Consider the following 15,249-nt stretch of genomic DNA (forward strand, 5'->3'; position numbering starts at 1 on the left):
AAGTAACCGCGCTTAATTTGCTGACAGGTACATAACACCGTCTAGTGCGACAGATAGCCGCTAGGAAAGTCGGAGAGTATCAAAAAGTGTGGGCAATCTTATTGTCTGGCTTATCTAGCTGTTGGTTTGCTCTTGTTTCGGGAACTCGTCGGGTGTGAGCCTGATATCTGCTTCGGTGAATGGGAAATTGTGGCCATTGGCAAATCCCAATTGATAGGCTGCTGGTAGACGTTATAGGCGTTTTGGGGTGTTCCAGTGAAAACAGACAGTGAGCTAAGATAGGTTGCTTTCCAGGTCGTGTTCAGATTGATGGGGCGAGCGGTAGCCGAGCGCGGAGTGGCGACGGTCTAGATATAAAGTAGACGTCGAGGTACCAAGCGATTTCCAGGCGAGCTTCTTCCAACGAGGCAAAGGCGTTGCCGGGGATGAGTTCGGTTTTGAGCGTGCTCCAGCCCACTTCCGCCTGGGCATTGTCCTAGGGATTGCCGGGTTGGCTGAAGCAGGGCAGCGCGCCCGTCTGGTCGATGCGGGCGCGGCAGGCGGCACTGGTGTACTAGCTGCCGCGGTCGGCGTGAATAAGCAAGCCCGGCGCGGGTCAGCGCAGCGTCAGGGCCTGTTCCAGGGCCAGCAGCACGAGTTCAGTGGGCATTTGCTCGGCCAGGTGCCAGCCCACCACCCGGCGCGGGCAGGTGTCGGGCCACGTGGCCAGGTAGCACCAGCGGCAAATAGGTGATGTCCCCGACCCACACCCGGTCGGGGGCGTGGGCGCGGGCTGGCCGAGTAGCCGTTTTTCGGCCACAATGGCGGCCAGGTCCGGGACCGTGGTTCGGGGGCGTTGCAGGTGGGCGCTCAGGGCCTGTAGACCGTGCTGGTGCAGCCAGGAGCGCAAGGCGAAGCGCCCCACGGCGTGGCCTTCGGCGCATAATTCGGCGCGCAACCAGCGGGTGCCCTAGCGGCGGGCGTGGCGTGTAAAAGCGGCTTGTGCGGCGGCTTGCTACGCCGCTGCCGGCCGGGTCGGGCGCTGGGGCCACTGGTAGTAACCGGCCGGACTCACTGCCAGCAGGCGGCAGAGTAACTGCACTGGCCACGGCTCGGTGCAGGCTCGGACAAAATTCGTATAGTATAATGAATTAGGTGGTTACGCAAAGATGGTCACGACTTTTTTTAAAATATCTCGCTCTATTTCTACGCGCTTGAGCTCAGCCCGTAGCCGCTTGATTTCGTCGCGTTCCGCACTACTGGGCACGGCTTGCTCCAGCGCTTGGCGCTGCCAACGACCGAGCAAGGCCGGCGAAATGCCCTGGGCACGGGCCACATCGGTTTGGCGGGCACCGGCCGCCACTTGGCGCACGCATTCCGCTTTGAAAGCCGGCGTGTATTTCTTGCGAGTGACAGACAAGTTGCTAGGGTTCAGGTTTTCAGTCATGGGCAGTGGAAGTTAAGACTTCGCACTGTCTATTTTAGCTAGACCACCTCAATAGTACCCATTCGCAGTAGCTATGGTCCTTTTGCTGTCGACAACCTCGAAGTTATTTAGTTGCTGTTGGAAAAAGCCGGCGCAGTTAATACCCAGCCTATCACCACTACCACTACACCCACTGGTACCATGCTTTGCGCCCAGCATCCTAGTATGGGGTAGTGCAGTGGAAGACCAGAACTCGTCTAACAGATTCTTGGCTGAAGAGCAACTCTCAATAGCACAGTGATTCACATTGGAATCAACGCCGTCTAAGCAGATAGAAATACTGTCACTTCCCCTGCGTACGTCAGCGTGAGCAGGTGCATGGCCCGGGTACACGCAACGTAAAGCATGCTTTTATCGACCGCCGTTTTGTAAATACGAGCGGAGGCAAAGGGCACAATAACCTCGTCGAATTCCAGTCCTTTGGCCAAATGAGCTGTAGTGACGATGACGCCTTCTTTGAAGGCCGTGGATTCATCCGTGAGTAACTGAATACTGACGTCTTCCAGCGCCCGATACGCCTGCTCGGCCTGCCGGAGGGTTTTGCATATGATGCCTAGGGAATGACGGTCGGAGCGTTGAAAGGCCCCAACCATCCGTTGAATAGCCTGCAATTCCTCGTCTTCGCTAGCGAAGCGCGCCACAACGGGCTCTGGTCCGTGCCGTTCCAGGGGGATGATGTTCGGATTGGGCGTGATACGCTGGGCGAAGGCGGTAATCTCGACGGTTGAGCGGTAGCTCCGATACAGCCGAACCACCTCGGCTTGCGGGAAGACACATTCAATAGCTTCGGCAGAAGACGCGCTATAGGGATTCACTGTTTGGCTGACATCGCCGAGGATGGTTTTTCGACAACTAAATACGCGGGATAATACGGCGTACTGCACGGGGGTATAATCCTGCATCTCGTCCACCAGCAGGTGCTTGACATGGTCGTAGGCAGTGATGCCCTCCAGCCGTATGCGCAGGTAAATGAGGGCAAAGACGTCCGCGTATTCCAAGCTCGTACTGTGGTCGAACCGGAAGAGCGCAGGTTTTCCAATCCAGCGATAAAAATCCCGGTAGAAGTCCAGCACGTTGTTGAATTTGAACATACGAGGTATCGCCTCCCCAATGGTCATTTTCTCTTGTCCGGTCAGCTTACGGCGGGTAGCGTCCCGGACGTGGTTGCGGACGTCTTCGGCCACCAGCGCAAACCGTTTCAGAAGCGGAACCCGGTGGTAGGCCTTGAATTTAGCCTGAATGAACGGCAAAGGGACAATTATTTGGCCAACTCGCAGCTCATTACCAGTAAAATAGTTATTCTCTACATAAAGAAGATACTGGTTCAACTGGCTGAGAAAGTCCGACGAAGACTTGAATTGGATGCGTTCGATGAAGGCCGGGTTGTGGTCCTCCAGCAGTGCCGATACCTGCTCGAAGAAAGTCTGGAACGGGTACTTGTTGTCGAGCAGGTCGGCCGCCAGCTCTTCCATGCCCAACTCAGGAAGGTGCTCCTCCCCCAACTCGGGCAAAACGTTCGAGATATAATCGGCAAAGACTTTGTTGGGCGAGATAATGAGCACGTCTTTGGCCGCAATGCTCTCGCGGTAGCGGTAGAGCAGGAACGCAATCCGGTGCAGAGCAATCGAGGTTTTGCCCGAGCCGGCCACACCCTGAATGACCATCACTGGCGCGGTCTCATTACGAATCACCGCGTTTTGGTCGCGCTGGATGGTCGCGACAATGTTCTTCATCTTGTCGTCAGAAGACTTGGCCAGTTCGCGCTGCAGTACATCGTCGTGAATGTTCACATCATTTTCCAGCATGAACTCCAGGCGGCCGTCCCGAATCTTGTATTGCCGTTTAAGCTCAATGGTACCCGGGACCATTCCAGCAGGCGTGGCGTAGGCTGCTTCTCCCAGCTCGTAATCATAGAACAGGGACGAGATTGGAGCCCGCCAGTCGTAAATCAGGCCCTGTCGCTGACGCTCGTCCATGAAGGAATACACTCCGATGTAGACCGGCAATTTTTCCTTGCCTTGGGGGACGAAATCAATGCGGCCAAAATACGGTGATTGGCTCAATTTGAGGAGCCTACGTTTCCGGCCCACGGCGGCCTCACCTGTAAAAGCCATGCGGTCGATGGACTGGCCGGCGGCAACCATGTCGGCATCATCCAGGCCGGACTGGTGCTCGTGGAGGTATTCCTTTTTCTGCCGCAGCTCGTCGGAGAACTGCTTGACTGCGTCATCGCCTCGCCGGATGGCCAGCGCCAGTTTCTCCTTGATTTCTTCGAGGTATTCTCGTTCTTCTTGCTCCGTTACGTTCATCCGGTCGGCTCATTGAAATGAATGGCAAAGGTCACCGCAAATTTCGACCGGCAGAAGCGGTTGGTTGGCTTTATTTGACATCTAGCTTTCTCTCCTGTGCGGGCAGCAGAAATCGGTACGGAGGGTATAACCCCAGATCAATTTGAATAGCTTCTAATTAATAATGGAGCCGGAAACCCGGGGCTGAGAAACGTGGTCTGCATGTAGTGCATTCAGCAGCGCAGCGGTGGGTAAGCAGTTACTCACATTTGTTTATGGTTAGGTGTAAAACTGGGCTCCTACCCCCCAATCTCCGGCCAGTTGGTGCCTATCAAGCAGCGCACAAGTCTGGGATACCCGAGACAAAACTGACAGAATGTACTTGATAAATATCAAATTTTAAACAGTAAAAACTTGCTAATCATACGTTTATAATAATTGTAATTGGTAAAAGAATAGTGATAAAATTTGTACAGAAAAGCGCGCAAAAACACTAGTAGACAGCATATCTTTGTTGCAATCTGCTGCCGCTTATGATTTCATCTGCTGACATTGTCTGCTTTGAAGAAACGTTCTGGGACCTGCTAGCCGGTGGCCACCGACCTGCTGGCTCTCCGTGCCAGGTGGGCGACGCTGAGTTTGGCCATAAAATGCAGGCGATATTGGTTGCGCACAGCCTTGACCCGGCACTGGTGCAGTTAAGCGCCACCCATCTGACTGGCCTGGTAGGCCTGTGCTACGGGAGCCGCTGTGGCCAGCCAGCGCAATACCGCCTCGCCCATTTTCCCCGATAGCAACCTTCAGATGTTGGTGCAAGCCGCCTGACCACACCACCTCTCTCCTAGTCATTCACATTCCATCCCTTTGCTATATGAGTAAATACATTTACAGCACGGTGCAATCGATTGGTATATCATCGCTCCTCTGTCTGAGCCAGGTTGCGCTCGGCGCTACAGCGACGGCGGCTCACTCTAATAATGCAGAGGATAGCTGGATATGCGAAAAAATCCCCGGTAATCCAGTTAGTGGGAAGGTAGTCGACGCAAAAGGCGAAGCGTTGCCCGGCGTCAACGTTGTCGTTAAAGGCAGCGCACGCGGCACCAGCACCAGCATGACCGGAGAATTTACCATACCAGATATCGAAAAAGGAACCACTTTGGTATTCAGCTTCGTCGGCTACGTACCCAAAGAGGTTGTCATTGGCGAGCAATTGGCTATCAACGTCACGCTGGCAGAAGACTCACAATCCTTGGAGGAAGTGGTGGTAGTGGGTTTTGGTACGCAGAAAAAAGCCACCGTCACCGGGGCCATTGCCTCCGTCTCGACCAAAGAGTTGGTGCAGTCGCCGGTGGCCAACATCAGCAACTCGCTGGCGGGCCGGGTGCCAGGCCTGTTTGCCGTGCAGGGCAGCGGCGAGCCGGGCGGCGACGCCTCGACCCTGCGCATCCGGGGCACGAGCACCTTTTCGGGCGCCGCCGACCCGCTGATTCTCGTCAATGGCGTGGAAGTGAGCAACTACAACAACATCGACCCGAACGAGATTGAAAACCTGACCGTCCTGAAAGACGCCAGCGCCACGGCCATCTACGGCATTCGGGGGGCCAACGGCGTGGTGATTATCACCACCAAGCGCGGCAAGATTGGCAAGCCGCAGCTGAGCTACACCTCCAATGTGGCCATCACCAGCTTCCCCAACGTGCGCCGGGGCATGAACAGCTACGATTACGCCCGCCTCTACAACGAGGCCCTGCGCAACGACGCGTTCGTAACGGGCTCGGTGTACACGCCCCGCTTCAACGACGCGGCGCTCGAGGCCTACCGCACCGGCAGCGACCCGATTTTCTTTCCGGATACCGACTGGTACTCCCTCGTGCTGAAGAAGCGGGGCCTGCAAACCCAGCACAACCTGAACATCAACGGCGGCACCGAGAAAGTGCGCTACTTCATGTCGGCGGGCTTTTTCACGCAGGGCGGGCAGTTCAACAACACCGACATCGTCAAGGAATACGACGCCAACCGCAACTACAAGCGCTACAACTTCCGCTCCAACTTCGACTTCGACGTCACCAAGAACTTCAAGCTGGCCGTGGACGTGTCGTCGCAAACCGAAAACCTGCGGGGCACCAACAACCTTGCCAACGGGAGTGGTACCGGGAACATCGGCGGAAATACCAACGGCATTATCGAAGCCATTGCCAAGGCCAGTCCGCTGACCTCACCAGGCATCGCCGACGGCAAGCTGGTGAATTTGACGGGCGTGGGCGCGGCCACCAACCCCTTGGCTGACCTGTTCGCCCAGGGGTATCAGCGGCAGTTTCGCAACTTCCTGCAAGGCTCGGTTCGGGCCGATTACCTGCTCGACTTTCTGGTGTCCGGCCTGAGCGCCACGGGGATTATCAACTATCAAAACAACAACACCGAAACGCTGATTAACCGGCGCCCGCAGGTCACCTACAACACGTACAACGCCGTGCGGCTGCCCAACGGCGGCGTCAACTACCTGCCCCAATTCGTGGAGGAGCCGTTCGGCTTCCAGCAAAACATCGGCAAAAACCGGCGCGCGTACGCGCAGTTCGGCTTCGACTACAAGCGGGTCTTCGGCGACCACGCGGTGTCGGGCCTGGTCAACTACAACCAGACCAAATACGTCGACCCCAACCTGGCGTTCCTCGTGCCCAACGGCTACCAGGGCGTGGTGGGCCGGGCCACGTACAGCTACAAGGGCCGCTACCTGGGCGAGTTCACTTTCGGCTACAACGGCACCGAAAACTTCGACGTGGGCAAGCGGTTCGGGTTTTTTCCGGCCTACTCGGTCGGCTGGGTGGCCTCGGAGGAGTCGTTTTTCCCGAAGAGCGACGTCATGACCAACCTGAAAGTCCGGGGGTCGTACGGTGAAGTGGGCAACGACCGCATCGGCAACGACCGGTTTCTGTACCGCCCGGCGTCCACCACAGCCACGAACGGCTACTTTTTTGGGGAAACGGGCAGTACCCAAACCGGCTACACGCGCGCCATCGAAGGCAGGCTGGGCAACCCCGACGTGACCTGGGAGCGGGCCATCAAGCAAAATGTGGGCCTGGACATGGCGTTCTGGAAAGGCAAAGTCGCCGTCACGGCCGACGTGTTCAACGAGGAGCGCAACAACATCCTGACCAACCTGAACACGGTGCCCACCGTGGTGGGCGCCACCTTGCCTGCCTACAACCTGGGCCGCATGCGCAACCGCGGCTTCGAGGGCGACGTGACCTACAGCGACAACCTGGGGAAATTCAATTTCACCGTGCGGGGCAACTTCTCGTTTGCCCGCAACAAGGTGCTGTTTCAGGACGAGAACGCCCGGGCGTTCTCGTACCAGTACCGCACGGGGCAGCGCTACGGGCAGTATTTCGGCCTGGTGGCCGAGGGGCTCTACAACACGTTGGCCGAAGTGAACGACGCCAACCGGCCCGTGTCGGCCTTCAACAACAACCGGCTGCAGCCCGGCGACATCCGCTACAAAGACGTCAACGGCGACGGCATCATCAACGACGACGACGCCGTGGCGATTGGGTTCTCCAACCTGCCCGAGAAAATCTTCGGCGTTTCGCTGGGCGGCAACTTCCGAGGCTTCGATTTTTCCGTCCTGTTTCAGGGCGCCAGCAACGTGTCGTACGCCTACACTCGGCGGCAGGTGCGGGGCTGGTTTGAGAACTCCGGCGCGGTGGACTACCTGGTCAACAGCTGGTCGCAGGAACGCTACGAGCAGGGGCTGCCCATCGACTTCCCGCGCGTGACCACGGAGGCGGACGCCAACCACAACAACCGGATGTCGACTTTCTGGGTGCGTGACGGCAGCTACGTCCGGCTCAAAAACGCCGAACTCGGCTACAACCTGCCCACGGCCTTGCTGAGCCGCCTCGGCGTGAGCGCCACCCGCGTGTTCGCGAGCGCCAACAACCTCTACACCTGGAGCTCGCTCTTCCGCGGCGTCGACCCCGAGCAGTCGGGCACGACCCTGGGCAGCACCGGCGCCGGCACCAACAACCAAGAACCCTATCCCCTGACCCGGACCGTTAATTTCGGGCTTAACCTTCGCTTCTAGTATTCATCATGAAAGCACTTTTCAAAGCTTTTGTCGGCGGTGTGCTGTGTTTGGCTACGTCGGCCTGTGACAAGCCCATCGACGAGTTCCTAGATAAAGCCCCCGGCGTAGACGTGACGGAGAACACCATTTTTTCGTCGCGGGTACAGCTGGAAAACTTCATCACCGGCACCTACCGAATCGGTATCCATTCCCCGTTCCCCTACAACGACGGCGCCCTGATTCCGACCGCGCGCACCTTCTGCATGAACGCGCCCATCACCGACGAAGCCGAGTGCGAGGTGACGTTCATGCACCCGGAAACCTGGAACGCGGGCAGCGTCGTGGCCAACAGCGGGCTCGTGGGGTCGGAAGACGAGCGGTTTTTCATCCGCTGGACGGCCATCCGCAACTGCAACATCATCCTGGAGCGGCTCGATGAGGTGCCGCTCACGGACAGTCAATCAGACAAGGACTACAAGAACCAAGTCATTGGCGAGGTGAAGTTCATCCGGGCGCTCAATTATTCGGAGATGCTCAAACGCTACGGCGGTGTGCCCATCATCGACAAACGATTGTCGGTGGACGAGGGCAAAGTGCCCCGCAGCTCGGTTGAAGACGTGGTCAACTTCATCGTGCGCGACTGCGACGAGGCCATCGCCAAGCTGCCCGCCACGTACCCCTCAACTTTCCGGGGGCGGGCCACCAGAACCGCGGCGCACATGCTGAAATCGCGCACGCTGCTGTACGCCGCCAGCCCGCTCTTCAACACTGCTACCCCCTACCTGGCCCTTGGAAGCGCCGACGATAACAAGCTGCTCTGTTACGGCAACCAGGACAACACCCGCTGGAAACTGGCGGCCGACGCCGCCAAAGCTGCCATCGACGCAGCACCGGCGGGCGCCTTCGCGCTCATCAACACCCCAGACGTGAACAGGAACTACAAGATTGCCTGGGAGCAGACCGACAACGCTGAGATTGTGCTGGCCGAAAAAGCATTCGCGGCGGCCCGCCGGCGCGACCAGTACCCGTTTCTCGGGATACAGCCCTTGACCGTATTCAACTCTTTTGGGGGCATATCGGTCATTCACAACTTTGTACGGAAGTACGAGAAAAAGGACGGCACCCCCCAAACCTGGCCGGGCGGCAACAACCTGCTGGCCAAATACAACGAGCTGGACCCGCGCTTCGCCCAGACGGTCGGGTTCGTCACCTCCCGCTACAATGCGGCTGTGGCCTCGCTGGAAACGTTTGAGGGAGGCCTTCACGCCAGGGACTGCGAAGGCGGAGCTTGGCTGAAAAAATTCATCCCCGACGCACTGTCCGCGTCGCAAACCGCGGCGCCAAACTCCATCGTGTTCCGGCTGGCAGAGGCTTACCTGAACTACGCCGAAGCCCTGAACGAGGCGCAAGGGCCTTTGCCCGCCGCTTACGATGCCGTTAACCGCATCCGGCAGCGCTCGGGCATGCCGGTGCTGCCGCCGGGCCTGAGCAAGGACCAGTTCCGGGCGCGCGTGCACAACGAGCGCGACATCGAGTTGGCCTTTGAAAACCACCGCCTCTGGGACATCCGCCGCTGGAAGGTGGCCGAGCAGGAAGGCGTCATGAAGGGCGCCTTCCAGGGCCTGCGCATCACCCGCGTCACGGGCAGTACCGACTTTGCCTACCAGGTGTACAAGTTCGAAGACCGGACGTTTCAGCCCCGGATGTACCTGCACCCCTTCCCGGCCAACGAAGTTTTTAAAGGCTACCTCGTGCAGAATCCCGGCTACTAAATCAACCGCCATCAGGGGCCTTTCCTGGCCATTGACCGGCTCGTGAAGGCCCCTGATGACGCTCATACGCCCACCCCTGACTTCGATTATGATGAAACCATACCATGTGCTTGTTTTTTTGGCGTTGCCGGCCCTGGGGTTCAGCCTCCCCGCGCAGGCGCAAGCCCCGGCCGGCGACACCCTGAGCGCCGGCAGCCCGGGGAGCCCGCAGTACGGTGTTGACCGGAACGTGACCCTCCCGATTGGGTTCGGGCAGCAGCCGGCCTGGCGCGTAACCAGCGCGCTCTCGACCGTGGCGGGCGCGGACCTGGAGAAAAGCTTCACCACCAACCTGGCCAACACGCTGTTTGGCCGCCTGCCGGGCCTGAGCGTGCAGCAGAACGGGGGCGAACCCGGCAACGATTCGCCGGGAGTGCTGGCCCGCGGAATTGGCACCTTCGGGCCGGGGCGCGACGTGCTGATTATGGTCGACGGCTTCGAGGGCACCTACGAGCAGCTGGTGCCGAGCGAGATTGAAACCATTTCCCTGCTCAAGGACGCCAGCGCGACGGCCATTTACGGCCTGCGCGGGGCCAACGGCGTGCTGCTGGTCACCACGAAACGGGGCAGCAACGGCCCGCTTCGGGTCGATTTCAGCACCCAGCAAGGGTTCCACCAGGCCACCCGGCTGCCGCAGTTTCTGGGGTCGTACGACTACGCCCGCCTCTACAACGAAGGCCGGATTAATGACGGCCGGGCGCCGCTCTACACCGACGCCGACCTAGAAGCCTACCGCACGAACAGCGACCCCTACTTCCGGCCCAACGTGAACTGGTATAAGGAGGTGCTGAAGAAGACGGCGCCCATCTCCAACTACAACCTGAACTTCCGCGGGGGGAGCAGCACGGTTCGGTACTTCGCGATGTTGAACGCCATTCGGAGCAACGGAATATACAAAAACGTGGGCGACCTGGAGGAAGAGAGTATCAACTCGCGGTACTCGCGCTTTAACTTCCGCTCCAACGTGGACGTCAACGTCACCAAGCGGCTAACGGCCGCGCTCACCCTCGGCGGCACGGTGGAAGACAACGCCAACCCGGCGGCCAATTCGACCAGCAATTTCTTTAACTCTCTGGCCACGCTGCCGCCGAACGCCTTCCCGGTTTACAATGAAGATGGCTCATTTGGCGGCCGAGGGGTCATGGTGAACCCGCTGGCCAACCTGCTGCAGACGGGCTCTTATACCTCCAACGGCCGGGTGCTGCAGTCAAACCTACGGCTGACCGAGCAGTTGGATTTCCTCCTGCCCGGCCTGAGCGTGTCGGCGGCCGCGTCGTTCAACAATTTCTTCCGCAGCTATTCCAACAAAACCAAAACCTATGCGTCGCGTTTTTTCACTCGAAACGCGGCCGGCGTAATCGACTTCACCCCCTTCGGCCAGAATACTTCCCTGGTGGGCGACGAATCCCGGTCGGACCAGTGGCGGAACAACATTTTTCAGGGAAACCTGAACTACGACCGCAGCTTCGGCGCGCACGACGTTTCGGTGCTGCTGCTGGGCAATTCGAGCAGCTACACCAACGTCAACAACGTCGTGAACGCCGCCAACAGCCTGCCCTATAAGTACCTGGGACTGAGCGGGCGCGCCACCTATACCTACGCCAGCCGCTACATCGCCGAGTTTTCGGCGGGCTACATGGGGTCGGAGGCATTTCCGAAGCAGAACCGCTACGGCTTCTTCCCGGCCGCTTCGGTGGGCTGGATTGCCTCCAACGAAGCGTTTCTGAAGGGCAGCGCCGTGGTCACCTTCCTCAAGCTGCGGGCCTCGTACGGCCTGACCGGCAACGACCAGGTGGGCGGCACGCGGTTCATGTTTGAGCAGCGGTTTCCCTTCGGGCCGCAATATACCTTCGGCACGAACAACGCGCAGGTTTTTGGCATAGCCGAGGGCACCCCTGCCACCACCGATTTGCGCTGGGAAAGCGAAAAAAAGCTAAACCTTGGGCTTGAGCTCACCCTCGCCCAGCGGTTCGACCTGGGCCTAGACGTATTCGAAAACAACCGGTACGACATCCTGACGACGCCTAGCCGCACGGTGCCCCAGTTCTTCGGCGTGGCGCTGCCGCTCCTGAACCTGGGCAAGGTCCGCAACCGCGGGTTCGAGGCCACGGTGCGCTACCGCAGCCAGCCGGCCACGGAGGCAACGGCCGGCGGGTTGCGGTACTCGGTGGAGGCCAGCGGCTGGTACGCGCAAAACAAGATTGTGGACAACTTCGAGGCCATCCGGGTGAATACCTACCAGTACACCTCCGGGCAGCCCGTGGGGCAGCCGTTTGGGCTAGAAGCCCTAGGCTTGTTTCAGAACCAGGCCGAGATTGCCGCCAGCCCCCGGCAGACGTTTGCGCCGGTGCAGCCGGGCGACGTCAAGTACAAGGACCAAAACGGCGACGGGCTGATTGACGGCAACGACACCCGGGCCATCGGTAACACGTCGGTGCCGACCCTGACCGTCAGCCTGCACCCGCGCGTGGAGTTCCGGGGGTTCGATTTGGATGCGCTCTTTCAGGGCGTGACGGGCCGGACGGCGTACTTCGGCGGCCCCGTCTTCCACGCCTTTCAGAACGGCGGCAACGGCCAGATTGGGCCCATCGCCCTCGACCGCTGGACGCCCGAAACGGCGGCTTCGGCGACGTATCCGCGGCTGTCGGCCACCGACAACCTGAATAACTACCGGTTTTCCTCGTTCTGGCAGCGCGACGGCAGCTTCGTCAAGCTACGGAGCCTTGAGCTGGGCTACACGCTCCCCGGCTCCCTGCTCCAGAAAGTGCGGGTGGTCGACGCCGGAACGGCGGTCGTGCGCCTGTTTGTCAACGGCACCAACCTGTTCTCGCTCGACCATATGGAAGGCTACGTCGACCCGGAAGTGAGCAGCGGCTACCCTGCCCTGCGAACCATCAGCGGCGGCCTCCGCGTCCAGTTTTAACCCCAGTCTTACCTTCAACATGAAACGCATTTTATTTTTCCTTTCGGTGGCTGCGGTTGCGGGGCTGAGCGGTTGTGAAGACCTGGACCGGGAGCTTAACACGGACCTCACCCGGCAGCAGGTCACCCGTTCCTTCGACATCACGCAACAACGGCTCAACGCCGTGTACGCCGAAATGCCCGCGGGCTACCTGCAAATCGACGGCGCCATGCCCGCCTCGGCCACCGACGAAGCCGAGCACACAAACGAAACTTCCGCGGTGCAGCGCTTCAACAACGGCTCGTGGAACGCCCTCGACAACCCCGAAAACCTGTGGCCTGTGCTCTACCGGGGCATTCGGAAGGCCAACCAGTTTCTGGTCGCCACCGACAGCATCAATCTGGAGCAGTTTCGGCTCGACCCCTCCACCACGGGCCAGGCTACCTTCCGGGAGCGCCTGACCAACATCAAGCGGTGGAAATACGAAGCCCGCTTCCTGCGTGCGTACTTCTACTTCGAGCTGGTGAAGCGCTACGGCGGGGTGCCCCTGTTCAGGCAGGCGCTTTCAATCAACCAGGACTTCTCCAGCGTGCAACGCAATTCGCTGGCCGAATGCTTCAAATTCATCACCGACGAGTGCGACTCGGCAGCCGTCAACCTGCCCGTTACCTACCCCGCCGCCGATTTGGGCCGGGCCACGCGGGGCGCCGCGCTGTCGCTGAAAAGCCGGGCGTTGCTCTACGCCGCCAGCGACCTGTTCAACACCACTTCCTGGGCGGGCGGGTACGGCAAGCCCGAGCTGATTACCCTAACCGGCGACCGGCGCGCCCGCTGGGCGGCGGCGGCGGCGGCGGCCAAAGCCGTCATCGACCTGCCCGGCACGGGCTACGCGCTGCACAACAACTACCGCAGCCTGTTCGTCACCAACAGCTACACGATTCCGGAGGTCATCTTTGCCCGGCGCAACAGCAATGCCAACGATTTTGAGCGGGCCAACTACCCCATTGGCTACGATTTGGGCGCCAGCGGCACCACGCCCTCGCAAAACCTCGTCGACGCCTACGAACTGAGCAACGGCACCAAGTTTGACTGGAACAACCCCGCTCACGCAGCCAACCCGTACGCCAACCGCGACCCCCGGCTGGGCCTGAACGTTGTGCTGAACAACACAACCTACAAAGGGCGGGCGGTGGAAGCCTGGACCGGGGGCCGCGACGGCCAGGGGGTGGCCAACGCGACGAAAACGGGCTACTACCTGAAAAAATACGTCAACGAAAACCTGAACCTGCTGCTCAACAACACCAGCGCGAAGTCGTGGAATGTTTTCCGGCTGGCCGAAATCTACCTGAACTACGCCGAAGCCCTGAACGAAGACTCGCCCAACAGCCCAGAAATCAAGCGGTACGTGGACTTCGTTCGCACCCGGCCGGGCATTCTCCTGCCTCCCTTGCCCGCTGGGCTGTCTCAGGCTGAAATGCGCGAACGTATTCGCAACGAACGCCGGGTCGAGCTGGCCTTTGAAGACCACCGGAGCTGGGATGTACGCCGGTGGATGATTGGCCCGCAAACGTTGGGCGCCCCGCTGATGGGCGTTAACATCACCCGCCAAGGTAGCGGCTCCACTGCCACTTTCGCATACAGGTTGATAGAAGTTGAAAAGCGCGTATTCGAACAGAGGATGTACCTGTATCCAATTCCGCAGAGCGAACTTAACATCTCCAACGGCCTGATTCAAAATCCTGGCTGGTAATGCATTACAGAGCCAAGCCGTAATTTGGAGGGTTCGAGTGAAAACAGGCAAAGGGCTAAAGTAGGTTGAAGTCGCATATCGATGCGGTGAACGGCAGCTGATAGTCAAATGGCGGCGGTCCAGATAGAAATAGGTGTCTTGGTAATGGGCGACCTCGAGCCGGGATCTTTTCAGTGAAGCAATGAGCTGCCGCCAGGCAAGAGTTCAGCTTTGAGGAGGCTCCGGCTGGCTTCGGCATAAGCGTTGTCGTAGGAATTGCCCGGCCGGTTGAAGCTGGGCATTTGCCATTGCTTGCTCGATGCGCAGCGCTGGTGTACTGGCTGTGGGCGAGGAGCCCCTGGGCGGGCTGGCGCAGCGTTAGGCTTGGGCTTGTTCCAGCGTGTGGAGCACGAGTTTGATGGGTATCTATGCGGCTAGGTGCCAGCCCACGACCCGACACAAACAGGCGTCGTGCCGCATGGCGAGGTAGCACAAGAGAGTCTCGTTGCAAAATCGTACAGAAATTCTCACCTGTGCGCTAGCAGAGACCGAACGACGGCCCCGCTCGGAAAAAGCAACCGTATAGGTTTCGCCGACAGTGGGCAGGGTTCGGGCCGGCGCCTTGGCAAAGCGTATGCTCGGTGTGGTAATCGGCTGGGGTGAGCCAATAGTTTTACAGTGATGCCAGAGCAGTTCGATCAGATAATAGAGGCCGGCAGAGATATAGGTGCAGGCCATGAGCGGTCCCGTACGCTTGGTGTGCCCGCAGGCGGCGCGGTGCACACTGGCGTTATAGAGCACGCACACGGTGGGGTCGGTACACGTCCGTAATATTGGTCGAGGCCGGCCACTAGACGGGCTTCGGCTACGCCCGCCAAGCCGTGGTGTGGGCGAGCATGCGGCCAGCCGTGCCCGGTGACGTGCGGCAAAGAGTACAGCTAATTGCGGCAACGACTGGCCTCAGTAGTAGCCGAGAATTGCCAACGCCGTC

8 protein-coding genes are annotated in these 15,249 nt (G+C 59.5%); 5 read left to right on the top strand and 3 right to left on the bottom strand.

Features of this window, described 5'->3' with window-relative positions:
* Positions 1 to 595 precede the first annotated feature (595 nt).
* The 3 genes from WX88_RS30410 to WX88_RS22690 all read right to left on the bottom strand — a co-directional run bounded on the left by WX88_RS30410 (position 596) and on the right by WX88_RS22690 (position 3,774).
* Entirely contained in the window at positions 596 to 937 is a 342-nt protein-coding gene (locus WX88_RS30410) for a hypothetical protein (RefSeq protein WP_046246720.1), read from the bottom strand.
* 201 nt (positions 938 to 1,138) lie between these two features.
* Positions 1,139 to 1,426 carry a transposase gene (locus tag WX88_RS22685; protein WP_077068282.1) on the bottom strand — a complete coding sequence of 96 codons (288 nt, stop codon included), beginning with the start codon at positions 1,424 to 1,426 and terminating at the stop codon, positions 1,139 to 1,141.
* A 302-nt stretch (positions 1,427 to 1,728) separates the two neighbouring features.
* Complete coding sequence (locus WX88_RS22690; protein ID WP_046246721.1) at positions 1,729 to 3,774, bottom strand: HelD family protein; 2,046 nt, start codon at positions 3,772 to 3,774, stop codon at positions 1,729 to 1,731.
* Between the two features lie 512 nt (positions 3,775 to 4,286).
* Here WX88_RS22690 and WX88_RS22695 point away from each other — a divergent pair.
* From WX88_RS22695 to WX88_RS22715, 5 genes are all read left to right on the top strand, one after another.
* Positions 4,287 to 4,547, top strand: a complete 261-nt coding sequence (locus WX88_RS22695) for a hypothetical protein (RefSeq protein ID WP_046246722.1) — start codon at positions 4,287 to 4,289, stop codon at positions 4,545 to 4,547.
* A gap of 77 nt (positions 4,548 to 4,624) precedes the next feature.
* A complete protein-coding gene (locus WX88_RS22700) occupies positions 4,625 to 7,834 on the top strand; it encodes a SusC/RagA family TonB-linked outer membrane protein (protein WP_046246723.1) in 3,210 nt (1,069 codons plus the stop codon).
* A gap of 8 nt (positions 7,835 to 7,842) precedes the next feature.
* Complete coding sequence (locus tag WX88_RS22705; RefSeq protein WP_052733006.1) at positions 7,843 to 9,588, top strand: RagB/SusD family nutrient uptake outer membrane protein; 1,746 nt, start codon at positions 7,843 to 7,845, stop codon at positions 9,586 to 9,588.
* A gap of 88 nt (positions 9,589 to 9,676) precedes the next feature.
* Positions 9,677 to 12,550 carry a SusC/RagA family TonB-linked outer membrane protein gene (locus WX88_RS22710; protein ID WP_052733014.1) on the top strand — a complete coding sequence of 958 codons (2,874 nt, stop codon included), beginning with the start codon at positions 9,677 to 9,679 and terminating at the stop codon, positions 12,548 to 12,550.
* Between the two features lie 19 nt (positions 12,551 to 12,569).
* A complete protein-coding gene (locus WX88_RS22715; protein ID WP_046246724.1) occupies positions 12,570 to 14,279 on the top strand; it encodes a RagB/SusD family nutrient uptake outer membrane protein in 1,710 nt (569 codons plus the stop codon).
* Positions 14,280 to 15,249: the final 970 nt, after the last annotated feature.

Source organism: Hymenobacter terrenus, assembly GCF_000972495.1.
GTDB classification, from domain to species: domain Bacteria; phylum Bacteroidota; class Bacteroidia; order Cytophagales; family Hymenobacteraceae; genus Hymenobacter; species Hymenobacter terrenus.

What these genes read in the sequence shown, in the direction of transcription:
- WX88_RS22700 (WP_046246723.1), top strand. Translation starts at nt 4,625, where the DNA reads ATGAGTAAATACATTTACAGCACGGTGCAATCGATTGGTATATCATCG.
- WX88_RS22695 (WP_046246722.1), top strand. Translation starts at nt 4,287, where the DNA reads ATGATTTCATCTGCTGACATTGTCTGCTTTGAAGAAACGTTCTGGGAC.
- WX88_RS22685 (WP_077068282.1), bottom strand. Translation starts at nt 1,426, where the DNA reads ATGACTGAAAACCTGAACCCTAGCAACTTGTCTGTCACTCGCAAGAAA.
- WX88_RS22715 (WP_046246724.1), top strand. Translation starts at nt 12,570, where the DNA reads ATGAAACGCATTTTATTTTTCCTTTCGGTGGCTGCGGTTGCGGGGCTG.
- WX88_RS22690 (WP_046246721.1), bottom strand. Translation starts at nt 3,774, where the DNA reads ATGAACGTAACGGAGCAAGAAGAACGAGAATACCTCGAAGAAATCAAG.
- WX88_RS22705 (WP_052733006.1), top strand. Translation starts at nt 7,843, where the DNA reads ATGAAAGCACTTTTCAAAGCTTTTGTCGGCGGTGTGCTGTGTTTGGCT.
- WX88_RS22710 (WP_052733014.1), top strand. Translation starts at nt 9,677, where the DNA reads ATGATGAAACCATACCATGTGCTTGTTTTTTTGGCGTTGCCGGCCCTG.